Raw genomic sequence first — 17,881 nt, 5'->3', positions numbered from 1 at the left:
AGGTAAATTAGCAGTAATAGACTTATCTTTGATCAAACATGTTTATAAACCAACAAAACGTACAGGAAATCGACTTTTCTCTTGTCGAAATTTACTTAGCATACAATGGTCATATTTTTTCAAGAATAACGGAAGAATATATAGAAAATGCTACATAAACGTGAAGTTTGATCAACTTAGGGGGGACAACCTTGTTCAATCAAATAGTAAAAGCTGTACCCAATTTATTTACGATTGGAAATTTATTGTGCGGTGTTTTTTCAATTACCATGAATATGAGTGACTATTTGGAAGTAGCCTCCATTTTTATTTTCTTTTCAGCTGTTTTAGATCTCCTTGATGGAAGAATTGCGAGAAAATTAAAAGTGAACAGTGAGTTTGGTGTACAATTGGATTCTTTAGCTGATATTGTTAGTTTCGGAGTTGCTCCTGCACTTTTATTTCATTCGATAGCAACACCATCTATTTTAACTTCTTTGGCATTTATCCTTTTCCCAACGATGGGTGCTTTAAGATTAGCTAAATTTAGTGTAAAACCAACCATTGGATATTTTAAGGGATTACCTATTCCAGCTGCTGGATTACCATTGGCCGGTATGGGATTGTTTTCATATAGCAATGCATGGATTACATTAATCCTCGCTCTCTTAATGGTAAGTCCAATTAGGTTTAAAAAACTTTAATTGGGATCCCGTCTATCGCTTTAATTTCATTTGTGGAACGGTTCGCTAATATCCATCAAGTTGAGGGTTTTGATGTTATTCATCATTTTACGAATGCAGCGATGGGACAGACTTTAAAGAGCTTACCTATTGTACTCATAATAGATTGTGAAATTGAATAGCCTCCAGTTTTTGGGGCTATTGTTTATATTTCTGATATGTATTTTCGCCTCTATATTGAACGAATCAATCTTTCTTCTCTAATACCTCAAACGATAAAAATGCACTTCGTTGCTATAAAGGGCAAAAAATTTTCGTTTTGTGGGTTATCTATTTTCTTAGCTTGATAGCGATGTGGTGATCCCACTTGTTTAAAAGAACTCCTACCTCTCAAAATACTTAGTTACGCCCAAATAACATAACAAAAAGATTAGGAAATCACTCCTAATCTTTTTGTTTATTACTATTCCATTGCCCCAGCAACATCATAATCATTTAAATCTAATTCAATCGGTTGCCCTAACGCAAGTTTCGCAAGTTCTGATCCTAAGTATGGACCTGCTGTTAATCCTGAAGCACCTAATCCGTTTGCAATGAGTATGCCTTCAAAATTAGGGAGTGGGCCAATAACAGGTAAGAATCCTGGCGTAAATGGTCTGAAGCCAACTCTAGTTTCAAGCATTGTACCATCTTCTAAACCAGGCGCTACTGTTAACGCTTTATGGAATACTTCATGTAAACCACCAGCTGTTACACGGTAATCGAAACCAGTATCATTCTCATGCGTTGCACCAATTACGACATGGCCATTGTCAAATGTTAAAATATATTGATCGTTCGGCGGCATAACAACTGGCATATTTTCTGTTGCTGTATTTTCCATTTGCAAATGAACAATTTGTCCTTTTTGGAACGTAACTAAGAAATTAATTCCTAATGGATTCAAGATTTCGTTCGCCCATGCGCCTGCAGTTACCATTACCTTTTCCGCTACAATTGTTTCGTCATTTACTTTAACTCCCGTAATATGATTCCCTTCACGGACTAATACTGCATCACCTTTTATGAAAGTTGCACCATGTTTTTTCGCAGCGCTTATTAATGCGTTTCGTAATAATCTTCCATTTACTCGTGCAGCGCCACTAATATGAACAGAACTATATTCTTCCGATAATGCTGGGAATAATTTTTTCGTTTCTTCAGCTGATAAGCGAGTGATTTCACCAATCTCCGGTGCATCTTCACGGCGTTTATACGCTCGCTCTTCCATTTGATCTAGTTTTTTCTCATCAGTATGTAAACTAATTGCACCTACACGGTTGTAACCTGTATCCGTTTCACCGTCTTCTTCTAATTGCTGAATTAACGAAGAATAGTAACGTGCACCGCCTTTAACGATTTTATACCATGCTTTATTACGACGTTGCGACAGCCACGGACAGACAATACCTGCTGCTGCGTCAGTGGCTTGACCTAAATCTTGACGATCTACAATAGTAACCTTCGCACCAGCCTTAGCAAGATGATAGGCAGTAGATGCCCCTAAAATTCCAGATCCAACTACAATATACGATTTCATTTCAAACACCTTTTCTCTTTTGCTAATTATTTAAATATAAGAACATATTTTAGTATACTGAAAGGAATCCTTTTTTCAATGTGCTCAACGTAATTAATTGTTGCATCATTGTGACGTTCCTAATCATTATTTTTTCTTCTTACGGAATAATTCAATTGTTTTATAGCCTTGTGAAAGGATTTCAATCATTTTCTCAAGACGTTTATCGCGTGTTTTTTCTTGTTTCACTGAAAATAAATTACGTGCCCAATCTTTTTGATAACCAGGAGTTAAACTTTGATAAAAATTAAGTTCAGCTGGATGATTAGCCAATAATGCTTCAACATCTTGAATACGATCTGCATAATCAGCAACACATTGACTCGCTGCAGGTGTTTTCTTCGCTTTTTTCTTTTCACGTTTTAAACCTACAACTGTAAAGACATCATCCATACTTACCATTCGCGCAAATTTAATTTCGCTTTCCCCAACATATCCATCATCTCCAACGTTTAATGCCGGAAACATCTCATCACGGTGAATAAACGTACTGTAACGAGCATTACCTTTTTTCGGATATGCGAAAAACACGTAACCTTTTTCAATTAGTAATTCTTCATTACTAATAATAAAATTCGTTTGTTTCACCATTTCATCAAGTGTTTCAACAAAAATAAAAATAGCATCATGTTCTTTTGAAAATGAGGTTTCTTTACCTGTGAAAATGTCATAATCACTTGGTTCGTTAATTACGACCATATTTGTATACTTATTTAGTTTCAATTTATCAATAACTGACATTATAATCTTCCTTTGCATCCAATATTCATTTTATATACTTCTTTATACTGTTCTAGTGTATTATATCTATTAAGAAAATTAAACTTGAAATCGTATCATTCTGTTTCAATAGACCATAATTTTTTACTATAAGGAGTGGTTTTATGCGATATGTAATCCGAGATGAAGGGCTAGTTTTGCAAGGAGATAATGGAAAAGAGCCAGTTTTTCATACATATGAAGAAGCTGAGGAAACGTTAAAAACGTTAACTATACCGCAGTTTCCGAAACATATTAGACGAAAACCATTTAAACCAAAAATAATAAAAATAGCCGATTCTGAATAAGAACCGGCTATTTTTATATTCACAACTCAATAGCAAATAAAGTATATAAAAGCTCTTTATATTGATTTTCTGTAATTTCACGCTTCGTTTTTTCTCCATAAATAATTTCAGTTAAACTAGTATTCGTTAATGAGATATGGCCAAAGTTCGTCAATTTTACTGCAATGGGTCCTTTATTGAAAATAGATTTCTCATCTTCTATCACTCTTCTTTGAACATCGTTTACTACTGTCTCATCAATAATATGTTTATAAAAAGCATGACAAACTTTCCATTCTCCATCAACATCTATTCTTTCTAGAACATAGTTTCCTTTACTCGTATCTTTTTGTCTTACTCGATACGAACCGTTTTTAGAAGAAACAAGTTCGCCAGTAAACGGTACTGGCACAAGAGGTACTAATGAAGCAATACCTACATCAATTAAGTACCTTACGTTTTCGTAATTTAAAATAATTGTTATATGCCCATCTTCAAGTGCCCAAGCATTTATATCATTTTTATATACGGTACCTAGTGCGAGTTGTACATCATAACCACTATCTTTTAAAAAATAGTAAAAAAGAGTATTTAATTCATAACAAAGCCCACCTCGAGAACTAGTTAAAATTTTCTCTTGTAAGTTTTTCATAGAAATTGTATTCGCATTACTTGCTATTACATTTAAATTCTCAAACGGGATTGTGTGGGCAAATGCAAAGAGTATTGTACTTAATTCTTCAAATTTTATTTCAGTACGTTTTTCAAGGTTTAATCTTGTGAAAAGTTGATCTTGTAACTTTGTCATATTCAGCACCCCTTAATAAGTTATAAATTAAAATAATATATGCTGATTGTAAATTTGAAGGGATATTGTAACAATGTACATTTGCAGTTACTGTACCGGTACAAAATTTAAATTTGAAAAACATTTTTATATAAAAATACAAATAAGAGGCACCATCACGGATGCCTCTTTCGAAATACATTTTATATCTTTATTTCAATGAGCTTAACTTTTCAATTGCCAGTTGCTCAGTTGCTAAGAAAAAAATATCCTTACCTTTATTACATTCATAAATGAAATCTCTTAAGCTTTTACTATTGTACATAGAAAAATCCCCGATAATAGCAATTTTCACGCTGTAATTAATAAACTTTTGAAGAATATCACCCGCAAGACGTGTTTTTAAGTCAAAGAAACTTTCACTTATTAATGATTTATTGATAGCAATCCGCTTTGAATCCGCTTCAAATTGAACTGTTGCCATGAGATCTAATGCAGATTGAACATCGGATATTAATACTGTATCGTTTCTGACGACGGCAATATTTATTCCGCCAATTACTACTTTCTTTATTTCCATAGTCTCACTCCTCTATAATTTATAAAGTATATATTAAACATGCTGTGTAGCTCTTCATTAACACACATAAATGATTTACCCCTGGCCCAATATCCTTTATATCCTCGTAAATAAATATTGTTTTAAAACTTCTCATATGGTCAATGAAATTAAGGGTAATCTATCTTTTTACTATTTTTGAAAATTTATCTCTCCACAATAACTTAATAAATTATCAAAAGAAGTAATCTCGGCATATGGTTTAGTGTCGGTATTATTCTTAATCATATTAGGATTGAACCATATGCCCTTTATATTTGCATTTTGACAACCGGCAATATCCTTTTCTAAGTCATCTCCAACAAATAGTACATCTTCTGATTGTACATTTAGCTTATTTAATGCTAGTTCGAATATACGTTTATCAGGTTTACTAAATCCCACTTCTTCAGAAATAATAATCGTATCAAAATACTCATTTAAACCCGTATTCATTATTTTAGCTTTTTGCCTCTGAGTTGAGCCATTTGTAATAATTCCAACTTTAAAGTGCCTCTTTATATGATTTAAGAAAAGAATAGTATTTTGGTCAATTGAAAAACATTTAGGAAAGTTTTCATTCCAAAAATCTTGGATATAATTGCGTGGCAATCTATATTTCGGCGCGAATTCATCAAATAATGATTCTAAAACTATTGTTTTATCACTAATGCCATATTCTCTTTTATCATATTCTTTGAATTTCTGTAACATATTGTTTTTGACTGTATCACTAACATCCTCATAACACTTCTCTAAAACTAATAAAAACAAGTTATCTACTGCCTTATCCCTATCAAGTAACGTATCATCTAAATCAAATAGCATCGCTTTATAACCCCTCAAATAATTTCACAACCTTTCTCGCAATATATAAATAATCCCTAGTTCGTACCTTGAAACTTTTGGTTTACCAAGAGAGTTGTTATTTATGTGAGAATAACGATCAAACAGAGTAAAGGATTTATTTTTACCTTCCAGGAGAATTAATTCTAGCCTTAGAATCCAGTTGTTTCTCTCCAGATCAATTAAATGCTCAACTACTTCGAATGTATTTCAAGTTCCTTCCTCTTCATTACAATGTAGCCATTCGCCTGATAAACTAGATAAAAAAACTCCAAAGTTTGTGGCACACGCTCTAGAATTACAGTAGCTTCTTTTATATTGAAATTCATTTCCTTTTCTCCTCTTGGTAAAGAAGTAAAAGTATATTTTCATACAATTCAAGAAATTACACCTGATTTACATTATTATACATTAGTTTTACTTAAATATTAATGTTCATTTTATTGAACGTGGAGCTAACACAATAATCGTCTTGTGGAATCTCCTAATTTATCTCCACATAAACTCCAGATAGTAAGGCTATAATGACTACCAGAGGTGATATTATGAAAAACTATCATATTCTCGTGGTAGAAGACGATCAAGAAATTCAGGAATTAATTAAACAATTTTTAATGACACAACAGTATACAGTTGTAGTTGCATCAGATGGATTAGAGGGTATGACACAATTTAATAAGCAATCCTTTGATTTAATTCTTCTAGATGTAATGATGCCCAATCTTAATGGATTTGAAGTATCCAAGATGATTCGAAGTCAGTCAAACGTACCAATTATTATGCTAACTGCATTGGAAGAAGAGGAAGATCAAATGAAAGGGTTCGATCTTGGAATCGATGATTATATAACAAAACCCTTTTCGTTTCATGTTTTGATTAGACGAGTCGAAGCGGTACTTAGAAGAAGTTATGATAAAAATGTAAATAATCATTTGGTATTTAAAGAGGTGCGTATCGATGTTGATGCATATAGAGTATATGTAAATGACGTTGAAATTTTATTAACGACAAAAGAGTTTGAAATTCTACAACTACTATTTCAAAATGAGAGAAAAGTACTCACAAGAGAAAATATCGTAGAAAAAGTTTGGGGGTACGATTATTTTGGAGAAACACGAATAATTGATACACATATTAAAAACCTACGTAAAAAGTTAGCTATCCCTTATATTAAGACAATAAAGGGTATTGGTTATAAAATTGATGAATAGTATTGTGAAAATCATGAAGATGAAGCAAATTACTTATAAACTCTTTATGACTACCTCTCTCATTTTGTTATCCTTTGCAGTATTGATTTATTTAACTTTATACTTCTTTCTCCCTACGTTTTATGAGCAATACAAAACAGATCAACTTCAAACAGGGATAAAAGAAATCATTGATAAATCTAAAGATCTTACGTTTCAAGATGCGATACCACTTTTTGATGAATATGCAAAAAAAAATAATGCGATGCTTTATCTTCAAAATAATGAGGGAATAATTAAATACTCTCCTTCATTTTCTTTTACTCAAAATGGTTCGCAAACAACAGTAGTTACTAGAGCCACACGGTTCGAGAATGCAGGTACCCTTAGCAATTCATATAACCTTACGCAACCAATTCAATTTCAAGATGGTAGTTTAACACTTATAGTCTTTGCTACATTTCAACCAATTGATGAAGCTTCACAGGTTTTAGTACGCTTTCTCCCCTATATTAGTATCATTGTACTCGTAATTGGTGTAGGGAGTGCTTATTTCTATTCCAGGTTTATTACAAAACCACTTATTTATATTAATGAAGGTGCACAAAAGATGGCAAATTTAGATTTCTCCGAAAAAATTGAGGTTCGCTCTACAGATGAGTTAGGAGAATTATCTAATAGTTTGAATGACATGTCTATTAACTTACAACAAGCTATGTTTGATTTAAAAAAAGCAAATCAACAATTAAAAAATGATATTGAAAAAGAACGAGAAATAGAAACAAAACGCAGAGAGTTTTTTGCGATTGTAGCACATGAATTAAAGACCCCTCTTACTGTAATGAAAGGATACTTAGAAGGGATGATATACAATATTGGCCCTTATCAAAATCGTGATCAATATTTAAAGAAAAATCATCAAATTATTGAAAGTATGGAACAATTAGTTCGTGAAATTTTAAGCATGTCGAAATTAGAACAACACACCTTTAAACTAAAAGTAGAAGAAGTTAATCTTTCGAAGTTAATAGATACAATCACAAAAGATCTCGAATTTTTTGCTTCTCAAAAAAGCATCCAAATAATAAAAGAAATTGATTCTGATCTTTCTGTTTATACAGATCGTGTTCTTTTTGAAAAAGCATGTAAAAATATTATCCATAATGCGGTTATGTATTCACCACATAATGAAAAAGTCTATATAAAGTTAAGTGAGGATTCTAAACAAGGTCAACTCAAAATGCAAATTATGAATACAGGTGTCAATATTAAAGAAGAGGATATACAACAAATTTTCAAACCATTTTATCGAATTGAAAAATCAAGGAATCGAAATACTGGAGGAAGTGGTTTGGGGCTATATATTGTTAAACAAATTCTTGAAACGCTAGATATAAAATATTCTTTAAAAAATATGGAACATAGTGTACAATTTTGCATGAACATTCCATTATCTAAACAAAAAACAAACAAACTCCCCTCTTAGTAGGACGAGTTTGTTTGTTTTTTGTAGTTTTAGTATTGATATTTTTCGAGTTACTTTTTAAGCAATATTGGGATTAGCTTTTTTACCAATCCACATACCTAAGCCCACCATGCCAAGCCAACAGCAAATTGCTAACATAAACATCAATCGTTGTACGGATAACCCTTCAATCTGCATTTGACCCTTCCCAACAATTGTTTGGAAAAGTTGCGACCATTCGACATCGTAAAACACCCCTACTCCCACAATCACAATCAATATAAAAAATTGTAAAAATATATTCCCCATATTTCTCCATGTTGTGTAAATGAGTAAAGAAAGCTCTCTATGTGTAGCATTCACCATATATACTTTCATATTATTTTGAGAAGGAATACTATTAATGGCATAGCTCCCAAATGTAACGCTAAGGACTATAAATATTGGAGAATAAAACCCGAATATCATGATTAAAGTACTTACTAAAAATAAATGGATTGGATTAACTTTCTTAGCAGCTTTGATATCTAAAAATATGGACATCAAAATCCCTAATAGGTATGGTCCAACTACAATGAAAATACAGGTTAACATGTTATAGAAAGTAAAACTATAAAAAATACCCATCAAAAATAAATATCCATTTCCTAATCCAAGTAAAAATGATTCTGCCTTTAAGCGGATTGGTAAAGAAGATGAAAGTTTATGAAAGAACTTTCCTTTCAACAAACTCAAAAACATGAAACAAATAAGCGCTATAGAAAGTAGAAAAAAATAAAAAATATATTGTTCATTATTTATGTTACGACTTGTTCGAATCAAAAGAATAAGCATTGAGACAAAAAGAAACTTTCCTACAACCGATACGATAGAGATAGGTAAAAGCCCTCTGGCTAACTCTGTTCTCGGCATTTTTTTTATAGCAAAAAGGATACTGATTAAACAAATCCCATATATGCATGTTATCAGCGGCGGCGATAAAAAATTAATCGCTAACAATACGATTATTAGTAAAAGAAAAACGATACCAATAATAATCGCTTGTTGATTTTTATTATAAACCTTTCCCCCGCCTTCCACATGTAGAAACAATAAAGTACTCGTCATGGTAGAAATTGTACTAACTGCAAAACCAGAAAATAACGCACTTATTTCTAGCCATCTTGAACTCCATCCAAAGAAAGTAACACTAAGTAATGATACTATCAGAATAGAAACAGTCCAATATAAAGAGCGGTGAATCCCAGCCTTATTCACAATAGGTATCCAGATAAACACACCCGTCATATAAGTTGTATAAAACAAGATTGATGGCCAGTATCCCTCAAAGCCTTTCGAAATCTGTAATCCATAAACAATGTAAATAAGCATGGGTGTAAAGATAGTCGTTATTAGTAGACTAAATGTAGTTATACTTTGCACCACAAGTCTTTTTTGCTTTGTCGTATGTATCGTATAACACCTCACTTAAAATGAAATCAGTAGTTGTTATTACTTATTCTGTCCGGAACGAGGTTGTTATATATGCGCAATCCAATTGAAATTCCCATTACGAGGTAAACTCAATCTAAATCCACATTAAATTAAGTGGCGTGCAAAAAAGGTGGATTTTGTGATTCTTATAAATAAAATTAATGGATATATTCAAAACCTTAATCATAAATGGAACAAATGTGTTACTTAGATTGTCTATTACGTATAAAAAAGGTGCTTTTGGTAGTTCTCTCATTTTGTAATGCAAGAAACACAAGATGAGTGCTATCTGGTACATTTGTTAATTGTATCGGTATGTAAAATACCTAAACAAAATCCATATATTCTTGAAAGAGGTTGAAAATGTATGCTAGTTTCAAAGAAGTTTTTTCACATCGCACATTATAAAAAGATGCTCCCTGTAGTATTACTTTCATGTGCAACGCTTATAGGCTGTTCCAATAGTAATATTCAATACGAACCACCGAAACAAACCAAACAAGAAAATACAGGCAATCATTCTTTTGTAAAGCTTGAAAAAGAATATGATGCTAAACTTGGTATTTATGCATTGGACACAGGTACGAATCAAACTGTTACTTATCGTTCAGATGAACGGTTTGCATACGCATCTACCCACAAAGCCCTTGCTGTTGGAGCACTGTTACAAAAGAAATCAATAGAAGATTTAGATCAAAGAATTAAGTATACTAGCAAAGATCTTGTGAATTACAATCCAATTACTGAAAAATATGTAGATACAGGTATGACTCTGAAAGAGCTTGCCGATGCTTCCATTCGATATAGTGATAATACTGCACAAAATCTTATTCTTAAACAATTAGGTGGGCCAAGTGAATTCAAAAAATCACTGAGAGAAATAGGAGATACTGTCACAAATCCTGAACGTTTTGAACCAGAATTAAACGAAGTGCAGCCAGGAGACACTCGTGATACTAGTACCCCAAAGGCATTAGCTACTAGTCTTCAAGCATACGCGCTAGGCGATATACTTTCCATTGAGAAACGGAACTTTTTAATAGATTTGATGAAAAGAAATACTACGGGGGACAACTTAATTCGTGCTGGAGTTCCAGGAGAATGGGAAGTAGCCGATAAGACCGGCTCTGGGTCTTATGGAACAAGGAATGATATTGCAATCATTTGGCCACCAAATAAAAAGCCAATTATTCTTGCGATACTTTCTAATCATGCGAAAGAAGATGCGAAATACGATGATAAACTTATTGCAAATGCAACTAAAATAGTGTTAGACGCTTTAAAAGTAACAAATAAATCATAGTAATGAATTTAAGCTGCTCCTACTTTACGGCACATATAGTTTTAAATACTTGTACTTATCTAAACGCTAAGAAATGTAAGCGTGTTTTCAGGCAAAGAAGGAGGCAAAAGCCTCCCTCTTCTCCTAATCGAACTCTCATCCCATTCCTAAAGAAGACGACGCCACATCGTAGTGGTCTTTCAAGTTCGAATCTCCTATTTAGAGTTAATATTTTACGTTTCCTTTCATCTTCAACCATTCTAATGCTCAATCATATTACGCATATTTTTAGATTTTCCATTTGTAGCTATATTAATCGAGACATTTAAATCTAATTCTTTATTTTGAAGGGATATCCCCCCCTCTTTTTTATACTGTTTCCACAATTTAGAATTCTGCCGATATAAGGAATGTGATAACTGATACGTGTCAATCCCTCTTTCGATTCCTTTTCGGTACGTTTTTTTAATTTCTTTTTCAACTTGGTCCTCTGCAATTTTTTTAATATCATTTACAGGCATAGAATTTATTAATTGAAAAATATCAGCATCGAAATGGATGTTCATAAGCATACGTAATTTTCCATTTTTAATAACATGCTTTGTATCTATCTTTGGATTTTTTAATACTATATGTCCAATGATTTTCTTGTTAAATTTTAATAGTAATGGAGCTCGTTTAGTATTTTCATCCGTCCATCGAACCCCAGCAATATCATGGCTGTTTAAATGATTTATATAGGATTTATCGTTTATAAAACCATAACCACTAAATTTTAACATTGGAAATGATGTATGTCCTTTTTTCCAATATGTTTTAGTCGTAGATAAGAATGGAATGCGAGTTGTCATCCCAGGTTCATAATAATTTCTTTGGAATTTATATAAAGGTAAAGGATCTATTATTGTATATTGCTTGGTTATCTCTTTTGGTAAATTAATGATTGTATATAATTGAGAAATATTTAATATATTATTGTTCGCTAATATATTTTCTAAAGGCTCCTTAGTTCCAAATATCCACATAGTATCTCGAAATTGAAAAAAACGAGAAAAAAAAATCATTAAATTGATTTAAGTCACCATGTTTTAGAAATCTCTCTGTTACAACAATTGTTTTGAGATGCTCCCATGAGATTTCTTGTTGAGCACCCTTATAAAAATCAAATGCTGCCTCATCTAAAATGGGGCCTTTTCCCTTTCCGATATAGGCCTGGCTATAATTACGGGTAGTGCTCCCTTCTTGTTTAGCTATGTTAGAAAAATTAATAAATTGCGGACGGATGATATAGTTATTATCTTTAAAATCGATACCTAGACTATTTATATACAAAACGTGATGCAACTCTCTTTGATCCCAACACCCTGTTAGAAACGTACACATCATAAAAAGAAATATAACTATTCTTTTATTTTTCTTCATCGGTACTCTCTCTTTTCCTTGTATTATCTTGCGTATGCAATTCTTTAGGTCTTTTTTTCATATACGTGAAAGGAAGTCTAAATGTGGCTGCTAGCATACTTTTAAACACAGGGGGTGAATATGGTGTAAAGAATGGAACTCCAAAAGAGCGTAAATTTACTACATGTATCACCATCACAAGGACACAAAAGATAAATCCTACTATGCCTAATAAAGAAGATACTAAGAATACTACATACCGCAATATACTTATTATTCCTGTTACTGACTGATTAGTTAAAGCAAATGTCGAAACAACCGAGATTGCTATTATAATGACCATAGATGCTGAAACAATTCCTGCACTAATAGCAGCTTGTCCAATAATTAATCCCCCTACAACAGATAATGTTTGACCGAATACGGCAGGAACACGCAATCCTGCTTGTCTCAAAATTTCAAATAAGGTCATCATAATTAGCCCCTCTAAAGGAGCTGGAAAAGGAATCCCTTCTCTTGATAAGCTTAATGTAGCTAGCAACGTATAGGGAATCTGATCTGGATGATATGTAATTAGTGCTATCCAAATTCCTGGAAGAAATATAGAAATTGCTATCCCCAAAAGACTTACAAGTCGTACAAAGCTACCGAATATGTAGAAAAGATCTTGATCTTCAGATGTATTCACAAAAAAAGGAAATGTAACTGGTGCAATTGTCGCTGTTGGTGACCCTTCAACCAGTAAAATAAAACGCCCATATAGCAAACAATTCACAGCATAATCAGGGCGCCCTGTATATTCAACTAAAGGAAATACACTAAATTGATTGTTTGTGATTAACTCTTCAATTTGTGCACTTGAAACAACCCCGTCTATTTTAATTTGTCTTAATTTTAATCGAACTTGATTAATGATATCTTGGGATGCGACATCTTTTAAATACAGGAGTGCTACTTTAGTTTGTGTTCTTTCTCCAATAATAAATTCTTCATAACTAAGAGAACTCGTTTTTAGTCTTTTTCTAATTAATCCTATATTTGTGTTTAACTCTTCAACAAATCCATCACGTCCACCACGAATGGTCATCTCTGTATTTGTTTGTTCAACCGATCTGGTAGGTATTTGGGCAATATCAACTATATATCCATGTTTAGATTCTTCAAAAATAATAAGGAGGTTACCTTCAAATATAATCTGAGAGATAGTTTCATTCGAATTTACCATATCTAATTTCTTTACTGATAACTGGGGAATTAATGTTGAGAGGTTAAACTCTTCTATTGAATTACTTGAAAGCTCTTTGCAAACATGGGATGATGTGGCTTGTTTTAATTTTGTATTGTCAATTAAGTTTTGACAATACATAAACAATACTGAATTCCTTTTTTCTTTCTCATCCAATTCACGCTTTATTACTTTTACATCATTGCATCCTTCAAACCACTCTAGTATTATCTTCTCATTTATTTCTACTCGTTTGTTCATCTACGTTGTCTCCTTCAAACTCAGCAACCTTATATAAAATACATCCCCATACTCTTTTAAGAGCTTTTCTTAAATTTAGCAACCCATACAAACACTATTAGTAAGATAGAAAACAAAAATAGCCCTAAAGCTGAAACTGGTAAAATAATTTGAGATACAAACCAATAGAAACTAGAGTCACTGATGGGTAGTATACTTATTAATAAAATACATGAAAGTATTGCAAACATAATCCCATTTCTCGTTTTTCGATTTGTAATTGATAACAAATCTGGTATAAGAAAAACAACAAGTGATAGACGAATAAAGATCCCTACAAGCCACTGATACACGGAGAGAAAGTCTAAATTTTCAATATACCTTCCTATTGACACAAGCCTCCATTCTTCAAATGCTGGATATCGTTGGTTTGCTGCTACGAAAGGTCCAAATTCTATAATAGCTGCCATAACTGGGCCTATTGTGATACCGATAATAACCATTCCCAAAGCGATCAGTTGATATAATTTGACTTTTGAACAAATGTGATGCTGTAAGAAAAGAATAAAAATTAACTCTAAAAATCCTGCTGCAGGATAAACCATTCCCTTAAATACTGGCTTCATTCCATTTTCCATCATTGGCTGAAGTAAAGAATAATCTTTATGCGGAATATTTGCAAACATTACAAAAAAACCAAGTAGAAATACAATAGGTAACAAAACACCTGTTGTAAGTGCAATAGATTGAATTCCTCTTGTAGCATTATAGAGACAAATCATTGAAAAAAGTATTCCTAATACAAAGTGAGGTGTTTCTGGTAAATAAAAAGAGAAAAAAGTTAATGTTTCTTTTAGTGCAACGACACCAATTGTTATTAAATAAATCACAACTATAAATATGATTGGATATACACTGAGTTTCCCAAAATTATTTTTTAACCACGAAAACAAGTGTTCATTTTTTATGTTTCTATATATGATGAATATTAATGAAATCCAAATCAAGTATATAATGCTTACTAATATGATAGAGATCCACGAATCTCTACCCGAGGTATCTAATAACATAGGAATCATAATGACATGATTAATTATCCCAATACTACCAATGAGTATCATAGAAACTTGAAATAAAGTAATTGTTTGCTTAGTCATACATACCACCATATTTTGTAATGAATAAATATTACATAGTATAACTGATACATTGCATCTTTATTCCAAATGGTTAGTGCTTAGAGCCATGGACAATTAAACGCTCTTATTTATAAAATCTATCACATGAGATGTAAGCTAGTTCCTTTTTACAGATAAATAATTAAACGGGACAGTATTTAGATCATACACCCTAAATACTGTCCCGTTTTTTATATGCAATTCTTCAATGATATAGTAAACCGATCATAACAAAAAGAACCTGTAGAATATACTACAAGTTCTTTTTCAAAAGTTGTTAAAAAGGGAATAACAAACTATCTTAACATTCAATACAGGGAGACCATTTTGATTATGGCTTAGTTATATTGTATATCAAATATAAATATTTGAAGAAACTAATTTCGAAAATTATGTGAATTAAAAAACTAGGGTGTTTATATTAAATTTCGTTTACTACCAACTTCTTCTTACTTAAATAGACTGCACGGTCTGATTTTTTAGCAACTTCCTGTGAGTGCGTCACAACAATAATACATTTATTTTCTTTATGTGCAAGTTCTTGAAACAGTTCTATTATATCCATTGCCGTTTCTTCGTCGAGGTTTCCTGTCGGCTCATCCGCAATCAGTAAATCAACATTACAAGATAACGCTCGAGCGATTGCAACACGCTGCTGTTGCCCGCCACTTAGTTGCAGAACATTTCGTTTCGCTTCTACTTCTGTAAGTCCTACTTTCTCTAATAATTCTAATGCCCTTGCCGTTTTATTTTGCACTTTAACACCTGTAATTTCCATTGCTGTTAAGACATTTTGAAGAGCAGTCATATAGGTAATCAAATTATAAGATTGGAAAATTACCGATACATTTTGATTACGGTACCGATCCAAACCAATTTTTCGAATATCCTTTCCATTAAATAGTACATAACCATTTTTAGGTATATCTAGCCCACAACCTAAGCTAAGCGTAGTGGTTTTACCAGATCCGGATGGTCCTAGAATCGTGTAGAAATGTCCTTTTTGAAAAGAAAAGTTAACATTTTCTAGTATCGCTACTTTTTTTCCGTTACTTTCATAATAATAATCTAAGTTTTTAAATTGTAAAATCGTCTCCATATCGAGCCTCCTTATTCATCTTTTAAAAGAATTTGTTTTGGATTCAGGCGTAGAATAGATAATGCTGGAAGAAGCGTTGCTAATATAGCAATAGCTAGTCCAATCCCCCCCATTTTCCCTACATCTTCTCCAGTTACACTTACATTAATTTTATCAATTGGATCCTCTTTTTGATTTTGTACAGTTCCACCAGGTCCAGCTACCATTACAGTTCCATTTTGTGGGGTGTTTGTTTCTTCTCCTGCTGTAGCAATTTCACTCGAAAGTAAATTATTCCCTATGAATTGAGAAATTTTTGCTCCTGTCGTTATGGATAATCCAAATGCTAAAATAGCGATACATACTACTTCTACTACGAACTGCGCCATCAGTTTCCACTTTTTCTCTCCAATGGACAATAGAATCCCCATTTCCTTACGACGTGCTTTAATCGATAACATAATGATTAACCCTAAAATAATCGCACCTGCAATTGATACAATATAAATAATCATTTGAGAAGTAGATGAGATATTTTCGATAGGCCCAATCATTTGTTTGTACAACGAATCATGTGCATCTAATTTATAATAATTAAAATCAATATCAGATTTTTTTGCTTCTTCTTTAAATGCTTCAATGTTTTGTGGATCTTTCAAGAAATACACGACTTGAATGCTACTTATACCTTGATCTATTTCTAATTTTTTCATAGTTGAATGCGGCATATATAGTTTATTAGCTGGATCCATTATAGGAGGAGCTTGTTGCCCCATTGCTTGCTCATTCGTTTCGTAAATACCGATAATTTCAACCTCCAGGGTTTCCTTCTTATCCCCTGATTGCACTTTAACTTTGTCTCCTACTTTCAAGTTGTTTAATTCCGCTAATCGTTTTTCCATTAAAGCTACATTCTGATCTTTTATCTGTTCTGTAATTGGTTTCCCATCAATGATTTTACTTTTTCCATTCTTAAAGCTTTCTTGTAATGCAGTTTTGCGAACTCCCTCAATCATAAAAGAAGAATTCATATCTATTTCTGTACCGGAGCCTGAACCGCCTCGTACAGCCGCCATTCCCGCCTTACCTTTTCCTTCTTCTTCTCCTTCTGAAGCTCCTACTAGTTTAAGTCCGTCAGAAATTCCGAGAGTGCTAGTTATGTAATTATAGTCTTTTACATACTTTGACTTCGCTAATTGATCTGCTTCTTTTGTATTAAGCTTCGGTGGATTAGGCATCTCTCCAGTTTCCCTAGCTTGTTGACCTAATTTGTCAAAATCAAGACTTAAAGTAACATCTGCACCGAGTTTTTTTCTTGCTGCATCAGCAGCTTTTTTTGATGCATTTTGGATTGTGAATCCTGCCAACACTAAATTTGTAACAATTAGGAAAACTGCCATCAAAATTAATGATGTTCCTACTCTTTTTTTCATACTGAGAATTGCTCGTTTCATAAAGTTCATTTTTTCTTACCTCCTTGATAACTTGTATTCTATATAGGTTATCTAGAGTCTATATGGAGCTAATCGGTAGTTTATCTAGAGATATAAGGAGTTTATGTGTAGTTATTCATTGACCTGGTCAAGAAAAACCGGAATATGTGCAAATATGGCTTTAGATAGCATTGCATGAGAGCATACAAATCCATGCTTATTACGTAATTTCTATACAACAAATAAAAACCACCCTATTTGGATGGTTATATGTGTGCTTGTTAAATATGAAAATTCATTAAAGAATATGGAGGTTTATTGAAGTTGGTCGGATTCTCTAATAATAATATTGTGTTAAA

The 17,881-nt window shown here is 32.6% G+C and carries 16 protein-coding genes and 1 pseudogene; 5 read left to right on the top strand and 12 right to left on the bottom strand.

Features of this window, described 5'->3' with window-relative positions:
* Positions 1-191: 191 nt before the first annotated feature.
* Positions 192-683 carry a CDP-diacylglycerol--serine O-phosphatidyltransferase gene (gene pssA / locus NSS97_RS13585; protein WP_002085344.1) on the top strand — a complete coding sequence of 164 codons (492 nt, stop codon included), beginning with the start codon at positions 192-194 and terminating at the stop codon, positions 681-683.
* Positions 684-1,125: 442 nt separating this feature from the next.
* Here pssA and NSS97_RS13580 read toward each other — a convergent pair whose 3' ends face one another.
* Together NSS97_RS13580 and NSS97_RS13575 are read right to left on the bottom strand one after the other, a co-directional pair.
* On the bottom strand, positions 1,126-2,241 hold the full coding sequence (locus NSS97_RS13580) for an NAD(P)/FAD-dependent oxidoreductase (protein WP_044441673.1): 1,116 nt from the start codon (positions 2,239-2,241) through the stop codon (positions 1,126-1,128).
* Between the two features lie 126 nt (positions 2,242-2,367).
* On the bottom strand, positions 2,368-3,021 hold the full coding sequence (locus NSS97_RS13575; protein ID WP_088033779.1) for a YdeI/OmpD-associated family protein: 654 nt from the start codon (positions 3,019-3,021) through the stop codon (positions 2,368-2,370).
* A gap of 143 nt (positions 3,022-3,164) precedes the next feature.
* Between NSS97_RS13575 and NSS97_RS13570 the strand changes: the two genes are divergently transcribed.
* Entirely contained in the window at positions 3,165-3,347 is a 183-nt protein-coding gene (locus tag NSS97_RS13570) for a hypothetical protein (RefSeq protein ID WP_107886871.1), read from the top strand.
* 19 nt (positions 3,348-3,366) lie between these two features.
* On the opposite strand, the gene NSS97_RS13565 is transcribed toward NSS97_RS13570, so the two are convergent.
* The 4 genes from NSS97_RS13565 to NSS97_RS30500 form a co-directional block, all read right to left on the bottom strand.
* Positions 3,367-4,134 (bottom strand): arylamine N-acetyltransferase, encoded by a 768-nt coding sequence (locus NSS97_RS13565; protein ID WP_107886872.1) that lies wholly within the window; start codon positions 4,132-4,134, stop codon positions 3,367-3,369.
* A 190-nt stretch (positions 4,135-4,324) separates the two neighbouring features.
* The gene (locus NSS97_RS13560; protein ID WP_107886873.1) at positions 4,325-4,693 is read right to left on the bottom strand and encodes a DUF4180 domain-containing protein; all 369 of its coding nucleotides are present in this window, start codon (positions 4,691-4,693) and stop codon (positions 4,325-4,327) included.
* 171 nt (positions 4,694-4,864) lie between these two features.
* A complete protein-coding gene (locus NSS97_RS13555; protein ID WP_060751157.1) occupies positions 4,865-5,539 on the bottom strand; it encodes an HAD family hydrolase in 675 nt (224 codons plus the stop codon).
* 212 nt (positions 5,540-5,751) lie between these two features.
* Positions 5,752-5,886 carry a hypothetical protein gene (locus tag NSS97_RS30500; RefSeq protein ID WP_002141907.1) on the bottom strand — a complete coding sequence of 45 codons (135 nt, stop codon included), beginning with the start codon at positions 5,884-5,886 and terminating at the stop codon, positions 5,752-5,754.
* A 216-nt stretch (positions 5,887-6,102) separates the two neighbouring features.
* Between NSS97_RS30500 and NSS97_RS13545 the strand changes: the two genes are divergently transcribed.
* Complete coding sequence (locus NSS97_RS13545) at positions 6,103-6,768, top strand: response regulator transcription factor (protein ID WP_000800741.1); 666 nt, start codon at positions 6,103-6,105, stop codon at positions 6,766-6,768.
* Positions 6,761-8,233 carry an ATP-binding protein gene (locus NSS97_RS13540; RefSeq protein ID WP_107886875.1) on the top strand — a complete coding sequence of 491 codons (1,473 nt, stop codon included), beginning with the start codon at positions 6,761-6,763 and terminating at the stop codon, positions 8,231-8,233. The genes NSS97_RS13545 and NSS97_RS13540 overlap by 8 nt, the downstream gene beginning before the upstream one ends.
* A 57-nt stretch (positions 8,234-8,290) precedes the next feature.
* Here the strand turns inward: NSS97_RS13540 and NSS97_RS13535 are convergent, their stop codons facing one another.
* Entirely contained in the window at positions 8,291-9,583 is a 1,293-nt protein-coding gene (locus NSS97_RS13535) for a hypothetical protein (RefSeq protein ID WP_107886916.1), read from the bottom strand.
* Between the two features lie 469 nt (positions 9,584-10,052).
* Here NSS97_RS13535 and bla point away from each other — a divergent pair, with 469 nt between their 5' ends.
* A complete protein-coding gene (bla, locus tag NSS97_RS13530; protein WP_341112917.1) occupies positions 10,053-10,988 on the top strand; it encodes a class A beta-lactamase in 936 nt (311 codons plus the stop codon).
* A 239-nt stretch (positions 10,989-11,227) separates the two neighbouring features.
* Here the strand turns inward: bla and NSS97_RS13525 are convergent.
* The 5 genes and pseudogenes from NSS97_RS13525 to NSS97_RS13505 all read right to left on the bottom strand — a co-directional run bounded on the left by NSS97_RS13525 (position 11,228) and on the right by NSS97_RS13505 (position 17,552).
* Positions 11,228-12,389: pseudogene (locus NSS97_RS13525) on the bottom strand (Ger(x)C family spore germination protein).
* Positions 12,376-13,854 (bottom strand): spore germination protein, encoded by a 1,479-nt coding sequence (locus NSS97_RS13520; protein WP_107886878.1) that lies wholly within the window; start codon positions 13,852-13,854, stop codon positions 12,376-12,378. The pseudogene NSS97_RS13525 and the gene NSS97_RS13520 overlap by 14 nt, the downstream one beginning before the upstream one ends.
* Before the next feature lie 56 nt (positions 13,855-13,910).
* A complete protein-coding gene (locus NSS97_RS13515; RefSeq protein ID WP_107886879.1) occupies positions 13,911-14,990 on the bottom strand; it encodes an endospore germination permease in 1,080 nt (359 codons plus the stop codon).
* Between the two features lie 442 nt (positions 14,991-15,432).
* Positions 15,433-16,110, bottom strand: coding sequence for an ABC transporter ATP-binding protein (locus NSS97_RS13510; protein WP_000447830.1), 678 nt, complete (start codon positions 16,108-16,110; stop codon positions 15,433-15,435).
* 11 nt (positions 16,111-16,121) lie between these two features.
* Positions 16,122-17,552, bottom strand: coding sequence for an FtsX-like permease family protein (locus NSS97_RS13505; protein WP_107886881.1), 1,431 nt, complete (start codon positions 17,550-17,552; stop codon positions 16,122-16,124).
* Positions 17,553-17,881: the final 329 nt, after the last annotated feature.

The sequence above is a fragment of the Bacillus sp. FSL R12-0074 genome (genome assembly GCF_038005725.1).
GTDB classification, from domain to species: Bacteria; Bacillota; Bacilli; order Bacillales; family Bacillaceae_G; genus Bacillus_A; species Bacillus_A mycoides.
The sequence above is the reverse complement of the archived record's forward strand: the minus strand, read 5'-3'. Positions and strand labels throughout refer to the sequence as shown.